Annotated in this window: 13 protein-coding genes and 1 pseudogene; 5 read left to right on the top strand and 9 right to left on the bottom strand. The window is 71.6% G+C overall.

Annotated elements, in window-relative coordinates:
* Positions 1 to 32: 32 nt before the first annotated feature.
* Complete coding sequence (locus Prubr_RS26635) at positions 33 to 911, top strand: helix-turn-helix transcriptional regulator (protein ID WP_212817651.1); 879 nt, start codon at positions 33 to 35, stop codon at positions 909 to 911.
* A gap of 27 nt (positions 912 to 938) precedes the next feature.
* Here Prubr_RS26635 and Prubr_RS26630 read toward each other — a convergent pair whose 3' ends face one another.
* The 4 genes from Prubr_RS26630 to Prubr_RS37135 form a co-directional block, all read right to left on the bottom strand.
* On the bottom strand, positions 939 to 1439 hold the full coding sequence (locus Prubr_RS26630; RefSeq protein ID WP_212817650.1) for a hypothetical protein: 501 nt from the start codon (positions 1437 to 1439) through the stop codon (positions 939 to 941).
* Positions 1440 to 1693: 254 nt separating this feature from the next.
* A complete protein-coding gene (locus Prubr_RS26625) occupies positions 1694 to 2209 on the bottom strand; it encodes a SigE family RNA polymerase sigma factor (protein WP_425517945.1) in 516 nt (171 codons plus the stop codon).
* Between the two features lie 129 nt (positions 2210 to 2338).
* Positions 2339 to 3085, bottom strand: coding sequence for a hypothetical protein (locus tag Prubr_RS26620; protein ID WP_212817648.1), 747 nt, complete (start codon positions 3083 to 3085; stop codon positions 2339 to 2341).
* Between the two features lie 176 nt (positions 3086 to 3261).
* Positions 3262 to 5196: an Ig domain-containing protein gene (locus tag Prubr_RS37135; protein ID WP_246567677.1), complete on the bottom strand. Its 1935-nt coding sequence runs from the start codon at positions 5194 to 5196 to the stop codon at positions 3262 to 3264.
* 522 nt (positions 5197 to 5718) lie between these two features.
* Here Prubr_RS37135 and Prubr_RS26610 point away from each other — a divergent pair.
* The 3 genes and pseudogenes from Prubr_RS26610 (at position 5719) to Prubr_RS26600 (ending at position 10133) form a co-directional block, all read left to right on the top strand.
* A complete protein-coding gene (locus tag Prubr_RS26610; RefSeq protein ID WP_212817647.1) occupies positions 5719 to 5901 on the top strand; it encodes a hypothetical protein in 183 nt (60 codons plus the stop codon).
* A 68-nt stretch (positions 5902 to 5969) separates the two neighbouring features.
* Positions 5970 to 9054: pseudogene (locus Prubr_RS26605) on the top strand (FAD-binding and (Fe-S)-binding domain-containing protein).
* On the top strand, positions 9051 to 10133 hold the full coding sequence (locus Prubr_RS26600; RefSeq protein WP_212817646.1) for an enolase C-terminal domain-like protein: 1083 nt from the start codon (positions 9051 to 9053) through the stop codon (positions 10131 to 10133). The pseudogene Prubr_RS26605 and the gene Prubr_RS26600 overlap by 4 nt, the downstream one beginning before the upstream one ends.
* Positions 10134 to 10146: 13 nt before the next feature.
* On the opposite strand, the gene Prubr_RS26595 is transcribed toward Prubr_RS26600, so the two are convergent.
* Together Prubr_RS26595 and Prubr_RS26590 are read right to left on the bottom strand one after the other, a co-directional pair.
* Positions 10147 to 11916 carry a glycoside hydrolase family 15 protein gene (locus tag Prubr_RS26595; protein WP_212817645.1) on the bottom strand — a complete coding sequence of 590 codons (1770 nt, stop codon included), beginning with the start codon at positions 11914 to 11916 and terminating at the stop codon, positions 10147 to 10149.
* Between the two features lie 20 nt (positions 11917 to 11936).
* A complete protein-coding gene (locus Prubr_RS26590) occupies positions 11937 to 12725 on the bottom strand; it encodes a CPBP family intramembrane glutamic endopeptidase (RefSeq protein WP_212817644.1) in 789 nt (262 codons plus the stop codon).
* Positions 12726 to 13051: 326 nt separating this feature from the next.
* Here Prubr_RS26590 and Prubr_RS26585 point away from each other — a divergent pair, with 326 nt between their 5' ends.
* The gene (locus Prubr_RS26585) at positions 13052 to 14233 is read left to right on the top strand and encodes an Nramp family divalent metal transporter (protein ID WP_212817643.1); all 1182 of its coding nucleotides are present in this window, start codon (positions 13052 to 13054) and stop codon (positions 14231 to 14233) included.
* A gap of 6 nt (positions 14234 to 14239) precedes the next feature.
* Here Prubr_RS26585 and Prubr_RS26580 read toward each other — a convergent pair whose 3' ends face one another.
* From Prubr_RS26580 to Prubr_RS26570, 3 genes are all read right to left on the bottom strand, one after another.
* Entirely contained in the window at positions 14240 to 14989 is a 750-nt protein-coding gene (locus Prubr_RS26580) for a polysaccharide deacetylase family protein (protein WP_246567675.1), read from the bottom strand.
* A gap of 61 nt (positions 14990 to 15050) precedes the next feature.
* The gene (locus tag Prubr_RS26575; RefSeq protein ID WP_212817641.1) at positions 15051 to 16244 is read right to left on the bottom strand and encodes an MGDG synthase family glycosyltransferase; all 1194 of its coding nucleotides are present in this window, start codon (positions 16242 to 16244) and stop codon (positions 15051 to 15053) included.
* 96 nt (positions 16245 to 16340) lie between these two features.
* On the bottom strand, positions 16341 to 17396 hold the full coding sequence (locus Prubr_RS26570; RefSeq protein WP_246567673.1) for a coiled-coil domain-containing protein: 1056 nt from the start codon (positions 17394 to 17396) through the stop codon (positions 16341 to 16343).
* Between the last annotated feature and the right edge of the window lie 569 nt (positions 17397 to 17965).

Raw genomic sequence — 17965 nt, 5'->3', positions numbered from 1 at the left:
AGTTCAGCGAGGTGCGTCGTACGGTCAGGGATGTGAACAACCGAGTTGAAGTGCACGAGTTCCTCACCTCGCGCCGCGCCAAGATCAGCCCGGAGCGGGCCGGGATCCCGGACACCGGGCGGCGGCGCGTACCCGGGCTGCGCCGCGGCGAGGTCGCCGCGCTGGCCGGGGTGAGCGTGGAGTACTACGCCAAGCTCGAACGCGGCTCGTTGGCCGGGGTCTCGGCCGGGGTGCTCGAGGCGATCGCCCGCGCCCTGCAGCTCGACGACGCCGAACGCGCCCACCTGTTGCGCCTCGCGCAGGAGGCGAACGGCAGCAACGCGCTGCTGCGGCCGAGCCGACGGGCGAGGCAGCGGACCGTACGGCCCAGCCTGCAGTGGTCGCTGGACGCCATCACCACCCCGGCGATCGTGGTGAACAACCGGTCGGATCTGCTCGCCGCGAACCTGCTCGGCCGGGCCATGCACAGCGACTTCTACACCGATCCCACCGCGCCGCCGAACTTCGCCCGGTTCACGTTCCTCGACAGCGCCGCCCGGCGCTTCTATCCCGACTGGGACCTGTTCGCCGACATGACGGTGGCCAACCTGCGCACCGCGGCCGGGATCGACCCCCATGACAAGGGGCTGCACGACCTGGTCGGCGAGTTGTCCACCCGCAGCGACGACTTCCGCCGCCGCTGGGGCGCGCACAACGTACGCATCCACGGCACCGGCGTCAAACACTTCCACCACCACATCGTCGGCGACCTCGCGCTGGCGTACGAGAGCATGGAACTGCGCGCCGAACCGGACCTCACCATGACCATCTACGCCGCCGAACCTGACTCGTCGACCGCGCACGCGCTCACGCTGCTCGCCTCCTGGGCCGCCAGCGCCAGCAACACCCGGCTCTCGGCGTCGGATCGCTAGAGGCCGCCGTACGTCGACGGTGCCCCCCTAGCCTTCGATGACGCCGCCCGGTGGGATCGGCAACACGTACGCCCGGCCGGGGGCGGTGGCGATCTCAAGCCGGATCTGCCACGGATGCTTCGTGGCCACCTCGACTATTCCGCCGGTGGGGAGTGGCCCCACGTTCTTCGTCTCGCCTTCGGCGGTGCGAATGGTGACCTCGTGGTCTCCTGTCCGTGCGACGACGACAAAGGTGCGGCCGCTCGGCTGCCGTCTGATCGCGGCGAGCCCGAGGCCATTCGGCCTCATGCTCGCGCACACGGAGTCATCTGCCGTACAGGCAAGGTCGTAGGAGATGTAGTCGACCGCGCGGTGAAACTCTCCAGGGCCACGGGCCACCCACACCTCGGCGGCGCGTCCACCGACGCGTGCTTCGTCCGGGCGCGCGTCCCGGCGAAGTACTGCGACCGTCTCGTCGCCCGCGGCGCCGATCACGAGTAGCCGATCGGTGGCGAACTCCGCACCGACGCTCTGCTGCAGGCGCCTCACCAGGTCGCCCGTCAGATCACTCGTGGTGGTCCCGGCGACCCCATGGGCTGGCGGGGACCCGCCCGGTTCGGAGGGCCGCAGCGCGTACGCGACTCCGACGACGACGATGACGGCTGCGGTCGCAGCCGCGGCCGGCGGCGCCCACCGGCGTCGGGCCCGAGCTTTGCCGCGCGCGACGACCCGCTCCACGAACCCTGGCGGCAGCTCTCCCGACCCGGCGGCCCGATCAAGTAGGCGCGACACATCCCGTTCACTCATCCGATCCACCCCTCGCCACGCGTGTTGCCGGTTTTCACGTGATCCACTTGTAGGGCCGCACGGAGTCGCTGCAGCCCTCTGGAGGCCTGGCTCTTGACCGAGCCCGTCGAACAACCCAACTCGGCCGCCGTGTCCTGCTCACTGAATCCCAGCCAGTACCGCAGCACCACCACGGACCGCATACGTGGCGGAAGTGAACCGAGCGCAGCGAGGATCATCTGCCGATCATCCGCGCGCGCGACCGCGTCCTCCGGCTCCGACATCTCCCCCGGGTAGGGCACCCGGCGTCGACTCCACGGCGACCGCCACCAGCTGATCACGCTGTTGCTCATGGCACGCCGCAGATAGGCCTCCGGGTTGTCCGTACTCACCCGGCTCCACCGCGGATACGCGCGCGCCAGTACTTCCTGTAGCAGGTCTTCGGCGTTCGCGGCGTTCCCGCACAGCAGGGTCGCGTACCGGAGCAGACCTGGCCCACTCGTCCGGACGAACACCTCGAAGCTGTCAGGCACCGCTTCATCCTCCATATACAGCCAACGCGCTCGAGGGTCGAATGGTTGAGCGGCAGCCTGGCGCAGTTTCCTGCGTTGACACACCCGAGGGGCTGCCCCCGCAGAACGGCGTTTCCCGGCCGGGGCCCGTCAGAAGTCGAACACCGTCAGCCACTCGGGACTGCGCACGCTGTAGCCGTGCAGGGTGCGCATGCCGTGCACGACGGGGGTGACGTGTTGGGCACCGTACACCACCGCGACGGTGATCGCCTCGTCCCTGCGCTGCTGGTGGATCTCGTCCATGGCAGTGATCAGCAGCTTGTCCCGCTGGTCGCCCAACAGGGCCAGCAGGTCGTCCACCGATTCGAGGTCGGAAAACTCGTCGTGCCAGTCGGCGTCGGTCAGTTCCAGATGCCGGGCCAGTGCCCGCCGCGACCCGACTGTGAGCCGCTCGAGGCCGACGAGCGGACCGGCTACCAGGGTCAGTGCCCGCTGCCACAACGGAACCCTTCGCCAGCCGGCGGCGAACTGCTCATCGGTCATGTCCGGATAGCGCACCGGCACGCCGAGCTTCTCGTACCGGATGTCCTGTTCGACCAGTCCGGAGCGTTTGAACCGGGCCGGCAGCCGGTAGCCGGCGGTCAGCGCCGAGATCGCCACCGACCTGCGGGCGGCCCGCCGGCGCCTGCCGGAGGCATCTGAGCTGGCGGATTCTCCGCCCACGCCTTCGGCGAGGATCAGGTCGCAGCGACGTAGCCGGTCGGCGACGGCGGTGTAGAAGGCGGGTTCACCGATGTGCACCATCGGGAACACGTCGAACCGCAGCGGGGTGTCACGCCGGGTCAGCCGCAGCACGCTGGCGCGGACCCCGAGCATGCCCACCTCGATGATCTGCATGCCACCACTGTGCCGGCCGCCTTCGACGCCGCCAAGGTCGCCAGCCCACGGATCGGTGCGGGCTGACACAGATCGACGCCGCGACGCCGAAGTCTCGGCAGCGAGGTCTCCGGTTCGGGTTCTGCCCGGTCGCTGAACCATCCACCGGAGACCTCGCTACGGATCGCACGAAGGGTTCAGCTGAAGGCCTTCACCTCCAGCAGGCCGACCGAGAGGTTCGGCGCGCTCTGCAACAGCACCCGCAACCTCGTGGTGTTCACCGCGGGGAAGGTGACGGTGTTGTACTGGTCGGCAAGCCGCGGGTATCCGCTGGCGCCGGGTACGTCCACGTAGGAGTTGCCGGTCCAGTACTGCAGCCGCCACGACGCCGGCAGGTCGATTCCCTGGTTGTCGTCGAGGAAGTACACCTGGGCCTGGCGCAGCGTCTGCGCCGACGGCCAGGTGAGTTCGGCCCACTGCTGGCCCTGCTCCGGCCAGGTGCCCCAGCGGTTGCCCTGGTTGGGGGCGCCGCTGTTCGAGCTGGTCGGATCGCCGCCGGTGTTGATGGCCGCGCAGCTCTCCCAGGACGAGGTGAACGAGCACGACGCGGTCGCCTGCGGGGCGAGGTTCCCGCCGCCGACGCCGCCACCGACGGTGAGCTGGAAGGTACGGGTCACCGGGGTGCTGAGGCTGTCGTAGTCGCGCAGCTCGACGGTGAACGAGTACGTTCCGGCCGTGCTCGGGGTGCCGCTGATCGCGCCGGTGAAGCGGTCGAGGCTCAGGCCGGCCGGCAGCGCGCCGCCGGTCACCCGCCAGTCGTAGAAGGGCACCCCTCCCCGGCCCACCAGGGTCTGCTGGTATGCCTGGCCGGTCGGGGCGTTGGGCAGGCCGGTGGTGACGATGGAGGGAGCCAGGAACGGGGTGAGGTTGCGGTTCAACGGCCAGCCGGCGTTCTCGGCGACCAGCAGCGCCAGCTTGGTGAGCATCCACCGGCGGGTCGGGAACAGGTGGGTCCAGCCGCCGCTCTGTCCGCTGAGCCGGTCCCAGTACGCCGAGCCGCCGGGAACGTGGTAGCTGCTGTCCAGCGGCACGGTCCGGCCCTGGTAGGCGATGACGTCCTGGTCGTTGGCGCCGCTGGTGTTGACGTAGTTGCGCATGCCGGCCCAGTCGCTGTGGAAGGCGACCGCGTGGCCGTACTCGTGCATGACCAGGCCGTGGACGTCCAGTACCGAGCCCTGGATCTCGGTGCGGTACCAGTCCTCGTCGGCCAGTGAGGTGAACAGCTGCTTGCCGGCCTCGTCGTACTCGAAGATCATCGCGGTGGAGCGGTGGATCGGGCCGGGCAGCTGCTGCCCGTTGCGGGCGTGGTATCGCCCGTTGCGGGCCGGATAGCCGGTGGAGTACGGCGTCTGGATCCCGCGGAAGTACACCCACATGCCGTTGTAGGCGGCGTTGTTGGTGACGTTGATCGTGTTCTGCCAGTCGTTGCCGGGCAGGTGGTTGGGCTCCGCCCCGGCCGCGACGGTGTCGAACGGCTGCAGATCGAAGAACCGGAACCAGTCCTTCACACCCTCCTCGGCGGCGGTCCGGAAGGCCGGGTTGTTGAAGTAGCCGGTGATGTTGTCGTACCGGTAGTCGAAGACGATCGGGATGGTCGGCTCGAGTGCGGTCTTCTGGTCCTGCTGGACCCGGATCGGCATGGTCTGGGTGTAGGTGGTGTTGTTCGATGCCTGCACCGTCAGCCGCAGGGTGTACAGCTCGTCCTGGCCCGGGCCGCGTTTGGAGTGGATCGCCAGCTTGAAGGTCTTCTGCTCGGCGGAGTTGGCGAAGGTCAGCCGCTTCGTCGCCCCGGTCGCCGTCAGCTGGCTCGGCAGGTCCATCATCAGCCGGGAGGTGCCCTCGGCCTTGAGGTCGATGGTCACCGGGAACGGGACGTCCGTGGGTGGCCGCACGGTCAGTTCGATGTACGGGTTGGCCAGGTAGCCCTCCCAGTCGACGAGTTTGACGCCGTAGTCGTTGACGACCCGGCCGAACCTGTCGACCACGGTGGCCGTGCCGGCGGCGTGGGCCGGCGTCGCGATCAGCAGGGAGGCGAGTAGCACGAGCACGGTGGGCATGATGGCGCGTCTCATGTCGGACCTCGGTTTCCTGATGCTGGTGAGCGATCGGTTGAGCGGTTGGTCAGGCGGTGCGGCCAACGGCGGGCGCGACGATCGGCGGGGCGGGACGGCTCCGCGCGGGTGGTGGGTCGCGGTCGTCGGCTGCCCGCGTCGCGCCGCCGCCGTCCGGACGACCGCACGGTGTCCGGGTCGGGCGTCCGGCGTGAACGAGGGTGGTGGCAGCGCGAGGAGCGTTGATCTCGGACGGCGTCACCGTGGCTCCCGGGGCACAGGATCGCGTGCCTTCTATGCGGTTGCCCGGACCGTCGCAAGAGAACAGTAAAATATTAATCGACACATGTCAAACACCATGATGCATGTTATGCCCCTTGATCAGCACCTACGTCCCGCGACACCGTCCCGCCGGGGTGCACGGCGTCCCCGCCGGCGGGGACGCCGGCCGGGACGGCGCCAGCTGGGTTCCGGCCGTTTCGTCGACCCGTGGACGGGTAACGGCCTCGCGGCATCCGCGATCGAGAAGGGCGGTGGAGTGTCGTGAAGCTGGACAGGCTCCCGGACGCGGCGGTGGGCACCGTCGGGGACGCCGCCGGAGCGGTCGTCGACCCGCGCGCCGGACTCGGCCGGATCCGCGCCGCGATGTCCTCGCGGGCGCTGATCGGCGTTGCCGCGGCCCTGGTGGCCGGATACCTGGTCGGCCGTCTTCGCCGCCACGCCTGACCTGTTCGCCGTCGGAACGAGGAGGACCGGATGCGGGAGATCGCCGGCGACAAGACCGACGAGTCGCGGTGGTGACCCGGCTGCCCGACCCGGTGCTGCGCGCACCCGGGCCGGCCCGCGACGTCGACCTTGCCGGGCTCGCCGCCGACCTGCGGGCCGAGGTCGACGGGGAGATCCGTTTCGACGCCGGCTCCCGGGCCGCGTACTCGACCGACGCCTCGAACTACCGGCAGGTGCCGCTCGGGCTCGTCGTACCCCGCACGGTGGAGGCGGCGGTGGCGGCCGTCGCCGTCTGCCGCCGGCACGGCGCGCCGCTGGTGTCCCGGGGCGGCGGCACCGGCCTGGCCGGCCAGTCCACCAATAAGGCCGTCATGCTGGACTGGTCGAAGTACTGCCACCGGCTGCTCGAGGTCGACACCGACGCGCGGACCTGCCTGGTCGAACCGGGCATCGTGCTCGACCGGCTCAACGCGCAGCTCAGGTCGACCGGCCTGGAGTACGGGCCCCGCCCGGCCACCCACGACCACTGCACGATCGGCGGCATGATCGGCAACAACTCCTGCGGCTCGACCGCCCAGCGGACCGGGAAGGTGGTCGACAACGTCGTCGAACTGGAGGTGCTGCTCTACGACGGCACCCGGATGTGGGTCGGCGCGACCGGCGACGAGGACTACGACCGGATCCAACGCGGCGGCGGCCGGCCGGCGGAGATCTACCGGCGGCTGCGCGCACTGCGCGACGAGTACGGGGCCGACATCCGCTCCCGGTATCCGCACATCCCCCGCCGGGTCTCCGGCTACAACCTCGACAGCCTGTTGCCGGAGAAGGACTTCCACGTCGCCCAGGCCCTCGTGGGCTCGGAGAGCACCCTGGTCACCGTCCTGCGGGCGCGGCTGAAACTGGTGCCGGTGGTCAAGGCCAACGCCATCGTGTTCCTCAGCTATCCCGACATCGCCACCGCCGCCGACGACGTGCCCAGGGTCCTGGAACACGCACCGGTCGCCCTGGAGGGGATCGACGACAAGCTCGTCGACCTCGAACGACGCAAACACCTGCACCCGCGGGCCCTGCACGACCTGCCCGAGGGCGGCGCCTGGCTGATGGTGCAGCTCGGCGGCGACACGCCGCGGGAGGCGAGGACGGCCGCCGACCGGCTGATCGCCGCGGTGCGCCGCGACGGCGGGCCGCGGGTGCACGAGTTCGCCGATCCCGCCGACGAGAAGCGGATGTGGGCCGTCCGCGAGTCGGCGCTGGGCGCCACCGCACGGATGCCGGACTCGGACCACACCTGGCCCGGCTGGGAGGACTCCGCGGTCGCCCCGGACCGGCTCGGCGCCTACCTGCGGGACTTCCAGCGGCTGCTGGCCGAGTACGGCTACCAGCAGGCCTCCCTGTACGGGCACTTCGGGCAGGGCTGCCTGCACACCAGCATCCCGTTCCGGCTGCGCACCGCCGACGGCGTACGGCAGTTCCGGTCCTTCATCGAACGCGCCGCCGACCTGGTCGCCTCGCACGGCGGATCGTTCTCCGGCGAGCACGGCGACGGCCAGGCCCGCGGCGAACTGCTGCCCCGAATGTACGGCGAACGACTGACCCGCGCGTTCGGACAGTTCAAGGCGATCTTCGACCCGGACGACCGGATGAACCCCGGTAAGGTCCTGCCCCCCTACCCGCTCGACAGCAACCTACGGCTCGGCGTCGACTACGACCACGGCGGGGTCGAGACGACGTTCGCCTACCCCGACGACGACGGAAGCTTCGGCAACGCGGTACTGCGGTGTGTCGGGGTGGGCAAGTGCCGGCACCACGAGGGCGGGGTGATGTGCCCGTCGTACATGGTCACCCGGGAGGAGGAGCACTCCACCCGGGGCCGGGCCCGGCTGCTGTTCGAGATGCTCGACGGCACCGCCCGGGGCGGCCCGATCGGCGACGGCTGGCGCTCGACGGCCGTACGCGACGCCCTCGACCTCTGCCTGGCCTGCAAGGGCTGCCGGGCCGACTGCCCGGTGAACGTCGACATGGCCACCTACAAGGCGGAGTTCCTGTCCCACCACTACGCCGGCCGGCTGCGGCCCCGCTCGCACTACTCGATGGGCTGGCTGCCGGTCGTGGCCGCCGCCGCCGGTCTCGCCCCCGGACGGTCAACGCCGCCGCCGGCGCACCCGGACTGCGCCGGCTCGTCAAGTGGGCCGGCGGAATCGACCCGCGCCGCGACATCCCGGTCTTCGCCACCGAGTCGTTCCAGCACTGGTTCGCCCGTCGGACCCCGAACGGGGACGGCTCCCGCGGCGACGTGCTGCTGTGGCCGGACACCTTCACCAACCACTTCCACCCCGGCGTCGGCCGGGCGGCCATCGAGGTGCTGGAGGCCGCCGGCTGGCGGGTCCGGATGCCGGACCGGGCGGTGTGCTGCGGCCTGACCTGGATCTCGACCGGGCAGCTGGGGATGGCCAAGCGGGTGCTGCGGCGCACCGTGGACACCCTGCGTCCGCACCTGCGGGCCGGCACCCGGGTGGTCGGCCTGGAACCGAGCTGCGCCGCGGTGTTCCGCGGCGACGCCCACGAACTCTTCCCGGCCGACGACGACGTCACCCGGCTACGCGAACAGACCGTCACCCTGGCCGAGCTGCTGCACGAGCACAGCCCCGGTTGGCGTCCCCGCGGGTGCCGGCACACGCCCTGGTGCAGACGCACTGCCACCAGCACTCGATCCTCGGCACCGCCGCCGACCAGGCGGTGCTGGCCGCGGCCGGCGTCGACGCCGACTTCCTCGACTCCGGCTGCTGCGGCCTGGCCGGCAATTTCGGCTTCGAACAGGGCCACTACGAGGTGTCGGCGGCCTGTGCCGAACGGGCGCTGCTGCCGGCCGTCCGCGGCGCCGCCGACAGCGACGTCATCCTCGCCGACGGATTCAGCTGCCGTACCCAGGTCGCGCAGAGCGACGCCGGCGGCCGGTCGGCGATCCACCTGGCCGAACTGCTGCGCGCGGGGTTGCACGACGACGCCGTACCGCGTCCGCCGGAGTCCGGCTGGAGCGACCGGCCCCCGCCGCCGTCGCGGCCGGTCGGCCGGATGGTCGCGGGGCTGGCCGGGCTCGCCGTTCTCGGGCCGGCCGCCGTGCTCGCCGCCCGGGCCGCCGGGAGGCGCCGGTGATCCGGCTGTCCGCCGCCGCGTACCGGATACCGACCGACGCGCCCGAGGGCGACGGCACCCTGGCCTGGTCCAGCACCACCCTCGTCCTGGTCCGGGCCGACGCCGACGGGAACTACGGCATCGGCTGGACGTACGGGCCGTCGGCCGCCGCGGCCGTGGTGACGGATCTGCTCGACCCGGTGGTGACCGACCTGGATCCCGACGACGTGCCGGCGATCTGGTCGGTGATGCGCCGGCAGGTGCGTAACGCGGGCCGGCCGGGAGTCGCCGGGCTCGCGCTGTCCGCCGCCGACTGCGCCGTCTGGGATCTGAAGGCGCGCCGGCACGACCTGCCGCTGGCCCGGCTGCTCGGCACCGCGCGCCGGCAGGTTCCGGTGTACGGCAGCGGCGGCTTCACCACCTACGACGACGAACGACAGCATCGGCAGCTGGCCGACTGGGTGCACGGGGACGGCATCCCACGGGTGAAGATCAAGATCGGGGAGTCCGGTGGCGGCGACGTACCCCGGGATCTGGGCCGCATCGTCGCCGCCCGCCGGACCATCGGCGACGACGCCGAACTCTACGTCGACGCGAACGGCGCCTACCAGCGCAAGCAGGCGATCCGCGTCGCGGGCGCGGTCGCCGACCTGGACGTGCGCTGGTTCGAGGAGCCGGTCAGCTCGGACGACCTGGTCGGTCTCGGCCAGGTCCGCGACCGGGTGTGGGCCGACGTCGCCGCCGGCGAGTACGGCTTCGACCTGCCCTACTTCCACCGGATGGCGCCGTACGTCGACTGCCTCCAGATCGACGTCACCCGCTGTGGCGGGATCACCGGTTTCCTGCGGGCGGCCGCGGTCGCCGACGCCGCCGGCCTGGAGGTCTCGGCACACTGCGCGCCACACCAGCACCTGCCGGTCGCGGCGGCCACCCCGAACCTTCGGCACCTGGAGTGGTTCCACGACCACGTACGCATCGAGTCGATGCTCTTCGACGGCACGGGACCGGCCACCGGCGGCAGCGTCCGGGCCGTCGTCGACCGGCCCGGCAACGGCCTGGAGTTCCGGCCGGAGCAGGCCGCCCGCTACCGGGTGACCTGAACACCCGCACCCGCTACCGGCACGGGTCGACCTGTCCGAGGGTGACCGCGGTTTCCAGCATCAGCGCGTGCACGAACGCCTGCGGAAGATTGCCGCGAAGCTGCCGCTGCTGCACGTCGTACTCCTCGGTGTACAGCCCCGGCGGGCCGCACGCCGCCCGGCAGCGCTCGAACCAACGGTTCGCCTCCACCACCTCGCCCGCCTGCCACGCGGCGATCGCGGCGGTGAAACCGCAGAGCAGGAAGGCGCCCTCGGCGTCACCCAGCGGCCGCTTGTCCGGCCGGAACCGGTACAGGTAACCGTCCGACGTCAGCTCCGCCAGCACCGCCCGCCTGGTCCGCTCGGTACGCGGATCCTCCGGCGGCAACGCACCCCGGACGCCCGGCAGCAGCAACGCCGCGTCGACCCGGCCGTCGTCGTACGCCCGCTGCCAGTGCCCGCCGGCGCCGAGCGCGTGCGCGGAGGTGTCGGCGAGGATCCGGTCGGCCAGGGCGGACCACCGGCCGGCCTGCCCCGCCGTCGTCACCCGGGCCGCCGCACGCAGCCCCGCGACACACGTCAGCTTGGAGTGCGTCCACTGGCGGGCGGGCAGTTCCCAGATCCCGGAGTCCGCCTCGGTCCAGCGGTTCGCGATGACCGTCGCCGCCACCTCCATGGCCCGCTGGGCGTCGCTGTCCAGCCGGTCGTGGCGGCGGGCCGCCGCGAGGACCATGAGCACCTCGCCGTACACGTCCAGCTGGAACTGGCCGCCCACCCAGTTGCCCGTACGCACCGGGGCCCCCGGATAGCCGGGCAGGTGCGCCAGCGGCCGCTCGGACGGCACCGGACCGCCGTCCACCGTGTACGCCGGCGCCATCCGGTCCCCGTCGGCCAGCAGCCGACCGGTGACGAACGCGACGGCGTCGTCGAGGACGTCGTACCGGCCGACCAGGGCGGCGGCCTGCCCGGCGAAGGACTGGTCCCGGATCCAGGCGTACCGGTAGTCGTAGTTGCGGCCCGCCAACGCCCGCTCGGGCAGCGCGGTGGTGACGGCGGCGACCATGCCACCGCCCGGACGCGTCATTCCCCGCAACACCGTGTACGCCAACGTCGCGTCCCGCTGCGCGGCGCCGGCCAGGGACGGGACCACCGACCGCCAGTGGTGCTCGGTCGTACGCCACAGCTCGTCCGGCTCCGGACAGGTCTCGGCGAACCGGGCGGACGACATCTCCAGCACCAGGTCGTGCCGCCCGCCGGCCGCCAGCGACAACTCGCCGGCGAGGAACCCGTCGGGCTGCCGGTGGAGATCGGCACCGCCGGCGAACCGAAGCCGCAGCCCGCCGGTGCGGGCCAGCCACAGGTCGCCGTGCCGGGCGACGTCGCGGATCGGCTCCCGACCGAAGTCGGCACGCGGGTCCAGCACCACCCGCACCCGCACCGGTCGGTCCGGCGCGCGGATCTGGCGCAGCAGTACCAGCCGTTCCGCCTCGCCGGGAAAGACCAGCGCGTCCCTGGACTCGACGATGCCGTCCGTGGTCACCCACCGGCTCACCCAGACCAGGGAATCCGGCTCGTAGTAGCCACCCCACACCAGACGGGCCGCCGTCGGGGTCACCAGGAACCGGCCCGCCCCACCGAGCAGCGCGCTGAAGACCGCCGGATCGGACCAGCCGGGTGCGCAGAGCCAGCCCACGTCGCCGTCGGGCCCCACCAGGGCGCCCCGGTGTCCGTCGGCGAGCAGCGCGTAGTCCCGTAACACGGCCGGTGCCGCGCCGACATCCCCGGCAGACCGTCCGTGGGACATCCTGCTCGACGGTGCGACCGTCAACGCTGCCCCGCCGTGACCGGTTCGATGTGGTGCCGGCGTACCAGCACGATGATCGCCAGGACGACCATGGTGACGATGGCCAGCAGCGCGGGCAGGTAGACCCGGCCCGGGATCACCTGACCTGAGATGAGGGAGAAGTCCCACATCGCGTGGATGACGACCGGCAGGGCGATGCCGCCGGAGCGGCGCCGGATCAGATAGAGGAAGTAGCCGGCGACCATGGTCGTCAGAACCTGGGCGAAGGCTCCGCCGCCCTCGGTGAGCAGGTTGGTGGCGTGGGCCAGGGCGAAGATGACCGTGGACCACAGGGCGACCTTGCCCTCGGTGAACCCGCGGGAACGGAACACGGTCACCCCGAGCCCACGGAACATCAGTTCCTCGCCGACACCGATCAGCAGTGCGGTGAACAGCAGTGTCGACGTGAAGGCGGCTCCCTTGTCGGCCAGGGCGCCGTAGTCGGTGACGACGAGCGCACAGACCGCCATGCCGATCGGAACGACGGCCACCCAGCGTTGGACCGGGCGGTCGTCCCGCAGCACCGGCGGCCACCAGCGGAGCCACGAGATGACCGCGAGCACCAGTACGACGGAGACCACCTCCGGCACGGTGATGGCGCGCCACATCTCGTTCAGGCTGCCGGGTGCCGCGTACCTCGTCCTCAGACCGCTGCTCAACGCCAGCGCCAGCCCGTGGAGCACGACCAGGTAGGCGACGACCAGGCCGATGAACGCGGCGACGGAAAGGCGCCGGCCCCGAGTCAGGTCAACGCCTTGCCGCCGAATCACGCCGCCGCCTACCCCGATACGGCCGGGTCATTCCGGCCGGTTGCCGATGGTTGTCGTACGTCACCCGACCGGTGGTGGCGACGCGGCCCCAATCCGCGACTTCGCCGCATCCGGCAGGACTGTTGGGCACGATGGAGACAGCGGTCGGGGCGGCAGGCCCCGGCGTTGCCGCGGCCCGGACTCCCGCCGGCGTGCCGCCGGTCGGCACGGCAGAGGGCTGCCCCCGCACGTTCTGCTTCGCCTCTTCGGCGGCGGGAAGGGGTTCACGCGTGCGCGGTGGCGGACGGCGCGCGGGGCGTGGTCCGCGTCGCCTGGGACCGGGGCTGGTGTCGGGAGCCGCGGACACCGATCCGACGACGGTGGCGACCCTGGTCGTGGTCGGTGCGGCGGCGGGGTACGGGCTGGCGTGGCTGACCCTGCTGTCGATACCGGCGGTGGCGGTCGTGCAGGTCCTGGCCACCCGGGTCGGCACGCTGACCGGCCGCAACCTGCAGAGCGCCGTACGCGACGGCTACGGCCGGCTGGCGGGTTCGTTGCTGCTGGTGTCCGTCCTGACGGTGAACACGGTGACCGTCGGCGCCGATCTCGCGGCGGGTGCGGCCGCGATCGGCCTGCTGGTCGGGCTGGAGTCACGGTGGCTGGTCCCGGTGTTCGCCGCCGCGGTGTTGGCGTTGCTGTTCGTCGGTCGGTACGACGAGGTCGAGCGGGTGCTGAAGTGGGCCATGGTCGGTCTGCTGGCCTACGGGGCGGCGGTCGTGCTGGCCCGGCCGGACTGGGCGGCGGTGGCCCGCGGCAGTCTCCTGCCGCCACTGTCGATCACCTCGACGCACCTCGCCGGAGCCGTGGCGATCCTGGGCACCCTGCTGACGACGTACATGTACCTGTGGCAGACGGTCGAGCAGGTCGAGGAGCGGGCGGCGCGCACGTCACTGCGGGTTCGCGAGTTCGACGCCGTCACCGGGGCGACGCTGGCCTGCCTGATCGCCTGGTGCATCCTGGTGGCCAGCGGCGCCACCCTCGGAACACACCACGAGAGCGTCGACACCGCGCAGCAGGCGGCCCAGGTGCTTCGCCCGCTGGCCGGCCCGCTGGCCAGTGAGTTGTTCGCGGTGGGGCTGCTGGCGGCCGCGGTCGTCGCGGCACCGGTGATCATGGCTGCGGGTGGTTACGCGGCGGCGTCCGCGTTCGGTTGGGAGCGTGGCCTGACCCGCAGTCCACGGCAGGCCCCGGGGTTCTACACGCTGATCGCGCTTCAGGCCGTGGTCGGCGCCGTGCTGGCGATGGGCACGGTGAGTCCCATCCGGCTGCTGTTCGTCGCCAGCCTGGTGGCCGGCGTCGCCACGCCGTTCGGGCTGGTGATGCTGGTGCTCTGCGCAGGTAACGCGAAGCTGGTGGGCGGGCGTCCCATCGCCCGGGGGCTGCGTGTCGCCGGCTGGCTCGTCGCCGCCGGTACCGCCGCGCTCTCCCTGGTGTTCCTGTTGCAGCAGCTGCACGTCCTGCGCCGGTAACCGTCCTCAACCGTCACGCGGGTGCTGGTGCCGGTGCAGGGGTCCGACGTACAGGTTCCGTTCCCGGGCCCACCCGACGACGCCGGGCAGCGCCCGCAACGTGGCGCGCCAGGATTCCGGGGCCGAGGCGCAGTCGGAATCGTGCAACAGCACGGTGCCACCGGCGCCGAGCGTACGGAACACCGTCCGCTGGACCGACGTCGCGCTGCCGCCCGCCTCCCAGTCCCGCCCCCAGGCGGTCCACAGCCGCGGCTGGAGTCCCAGCCGCCGGCAGGTGACCAGGGCGCCCGCCGTCAACAGCCCGTACGGAGGTCGGTACCAGCGCGGAACGGCCCCCGTCGCGTCCGCGATCCGATCCCGGGCCCGGGCGATGTCCCCGTACACCGAACGCGGTGACCGCCACAACAGGCAACGGTGGTCCCACCCGTGGACCGCCACCTCGTGCCCCCGGGCGACGAGCTCGCGCCCCAGACCGGGGTCACGGTCGAGCATGCGACCGAGCAGAAAGAACGTCGCCCGCACATCCAGCTCGGCGAGCAGCCGGAGAAACGACGGCGTGGAGCGACGATCGGGACCGTCGTCGAAGGTCAGGGCGATCCCGGCGGGATCCCCGACGCCGGAAAGCGCCGGGAACGCCCGACGTCGTAGCCCGGTCAGCGAGGTCACCACCGGCGCGGCATGCACCAGCAGGCCGGCCGCCAGGAGCGCCGGCGCACCGACGAGGCGGCCCGCCCCGGCGCCCGGACGCCACTCCACGTTTCGATTTCCCAGACGGTGTCGCCCGCTATCGGTCATGACCCGGTCCATCACCCGGTTCTCACGACCGCCGGAGCCGCTCGTGCGCGTACAGTGCTTCCAGCACCACGGCGGTGATGTCGCCGGTCCGCCGGCTGGGCCCGGGTACGGACACGGGGGCGGTCAGGGTTCCGAGCACCGGTTTGAGGTCCTGTGGTGTGCTCACGTGGGTGGTCAGCCCGTGCCGGTCGAGGATCTCGGCGTTGGCTGTGCCGTGTCCGGGGATCGGCCGGTAGGTGATGGTCGGCAGCCCGCAGGCCAGCGACTGCTGGCAGGTCTGTCCGCCGGAGTTCTCCACGACGACGTCCACCGCCCGCATGAGGGTCGGCATGTCCTGCACCCATCCCATGACGTGCCCGGGAAGACCGCGGAGGAGGCGCCGCATCGGCTCGTTGCGTCCGCACACCACGACCGGCTGAATGCCGCCGGCGGCGAGCACGTCCGCGGCGGTCCGGACGACGTCGCCCACGCCCCAGGATCCGGCGACGATGAGCGCCAGCCGCCCGTCGTCGGGCAGACCGAACCGTAGGCGGGCCTGCCGCTTGCCGTCGGTGGTGGTGGGCGCGAACCGCGCCGATATCAGGGGGTCGACGACCCGTACGTCGCGTGCACCCCACCCGCCGGCCTGCTGTCGGGCAGCGTCGTGGATGACGCAGTACGTGTCGACGCCGGGCGACAGCCAGGCGGGATGGACCGAGATGTCGGTGACGTAGGCGACGATCGGCACCGTGACCCGCCCGGTACGGCGTAGCGGACCGAGCAGTTGGTTGGCGAACGGGTAGGTCGTGACGATCAGCCGGGTGTCCGGTGCCAGCCGGGCCAGCATCCGTGCACGGGCCAGCCCGAGCAGCCCGCGGATCGCCGTGACCATCGACGGCGAACGCTCGGTGAGCGTGAACAGGCCGGCGTAGGTGCCGGGCGACCAGCGCAGCAGCATCCGGTACGTCTCGCGTACCAGCCAGTGGACCGGCCGGGACAGCGCCGTGAAGAAGTTCAGATGATCAACCTGCAGCCCGTGTGCGGACAGCCGGTGGCCCAGCTCCGCGGCGGCCGCGTCGTGCCCCGCACCGATGTCGGCCGACACCACCAGGACCCGGCCCGATGTCCTGTTCCACGGATCCGATCTGCTCGTACCAGGCGTCGACCCCGGCGATCGGAACGACGCCGGTCGAAACGACGCCGGTCGGAACGACGCGTCGGCGATGCGGTCAGACATCACCGCACCGCCCGCCGCGCCGCCGAAGGCCCACGCCGGCGCCTACCCGCTTTTCGGGCCGTCATGTCCGGTCGGCCGCGGCCGACCGGACATGACTCACAACATAGACATGTGAACGTGGTCGGTATGGTCCGAATCGCCGGAATACGGCTGCCAGCCGGTAGCCGGCATCCAGATCTGCTTGTACCAGATGACGTAGTAGATCCCGAGCAGATCGGCGTTGCGGACCAGGAAGGCGGCCAGGTTGTTGCCGTAGAGCCGCTGGTCGGTCGTTCGGGCCGGACTGAAGCCGCGCGACTGCAGCGACCAGTCGCAGGCCCGACCCTTCGGATGCTCCCAGCGGTCGCCGGTCCGGAAGCAGCCGACGAACCGGTCGAAGCCGGCCCGCTTGACCTCGTGGTACGCGTGCAGGGTACGGCGGGTGAGGCAGCCGGACGTCGTCGGATCCTTCTGGTTGCAGGCCTCGGGCGGCCAGTTCCCGTTACCGCCGTTCGGGGCGGGGCGGGCAACCGGCGAGGTCGCCGAGACGAGTCCGTTGGCGGTCAGGCTCGCACCACCGAGCGACCTCAGTTCCTTCTCGGCGTCACTCTTCTGCTTGCCCATGATGGCGTGCTGCCGCTGCTGCTGGAGGACCTCGGCGTCGATGGCCTGCTTGGCCTGCTGGGCGCGGGACCTGGCCTGGCTGAGGTCACGGACCTTCCTCGTGTTCACCATGTTCAACTCTTCGAGCATGATGAGGCGCGACAGGAAGGCGTCCGGTGCCGTGCTGTTGAGCATCACGGCCGCGGCCTGCAGCCGCCCCTCCCGGTAGGACTGCGCGCCCACCAACTGCACCTGCCCGGTCAGTTCCTCGTACTGCTGCTCGGCCTTGCTCAGCTCGAGAGTCAGATGCAGCTGCCGGACCCGCGATTCCTCGAGGGCGGCCTTCGCTTTGACGAACTCGCGGTTGGTGGACTCGAGCACGTCCCGCAGCAACTGCGGGCCGTCGGTCCCGTGCCCCGACGGTGGCGGCTCCGGCGGGGTCGCGACGGCGGGAGTGCCGAGGGTGACGACCGCGAGCGCGGCGGCGAGTCCCTGGAACAGGGTACGGGCGAGCGAGTGCCGCCACCCCGGTCTGCGGCCGGGCCCGGACCCGGGTGGTCCGGCGGACAACAGCTGGTCGGGTACGTGCTTGGAAGTGTTCAGCGTGGTCTCCGGGAGGATGTCCGGCCGGGGGCCGGTACGGCAGGTCTGGCGCGCGACGCAGATCGCGCGGGCGGATCCTCGGCTGGAGACATGGTTATGTCCGACTGACAGCCAGTTCCGTCAGGCGGGGACGTAGGTGCGTTCCCAACCCCGGCGGGGCGCCGCCGTCGTCGGGTGGAACCTCGGCACTGAACTGGTGCAGCCGAACGGTGGGCACGGCGGTTTCGGGCGCCAGAGCGGCACCCGCCGGAAGGGTGGTGCACCGTTGCGCACTGTGGCCCGACGAGTCCGTGGAGCAGTGGTGACCGGCACGAAGGTCCAGAGCCACAGCGGCCGACCCGGCAGGCAGTGACCTCGTGTGGACGACCGAGCACATGGCGTACACGGCAGGGTGACTGATGATGACACCGACGAGGACGGCGGTGAGCAGGCAGAGGTGGCGGACAAGTCGTCGCGCCCGCGATGGCGCCCCGGTAGTCATCGCGGCCGATCCTAGCGCCCGTCCCGGCGGCCGGGAACGGGTGGCCCCGGCGGAC

The sequence above is a fragment of the Polymorphospora rubra genome, assembly GCF_018324255.1.
Lineage (GTDB): Bacteria > Actinomycetota > Actinomycetes > Mycobacteriales > Micromonosporaceae > Polymorphospora > Polymorphospora rubra.
This window is presented reverse-complemented; position numbering and strand designations above follow the sequence as displayed.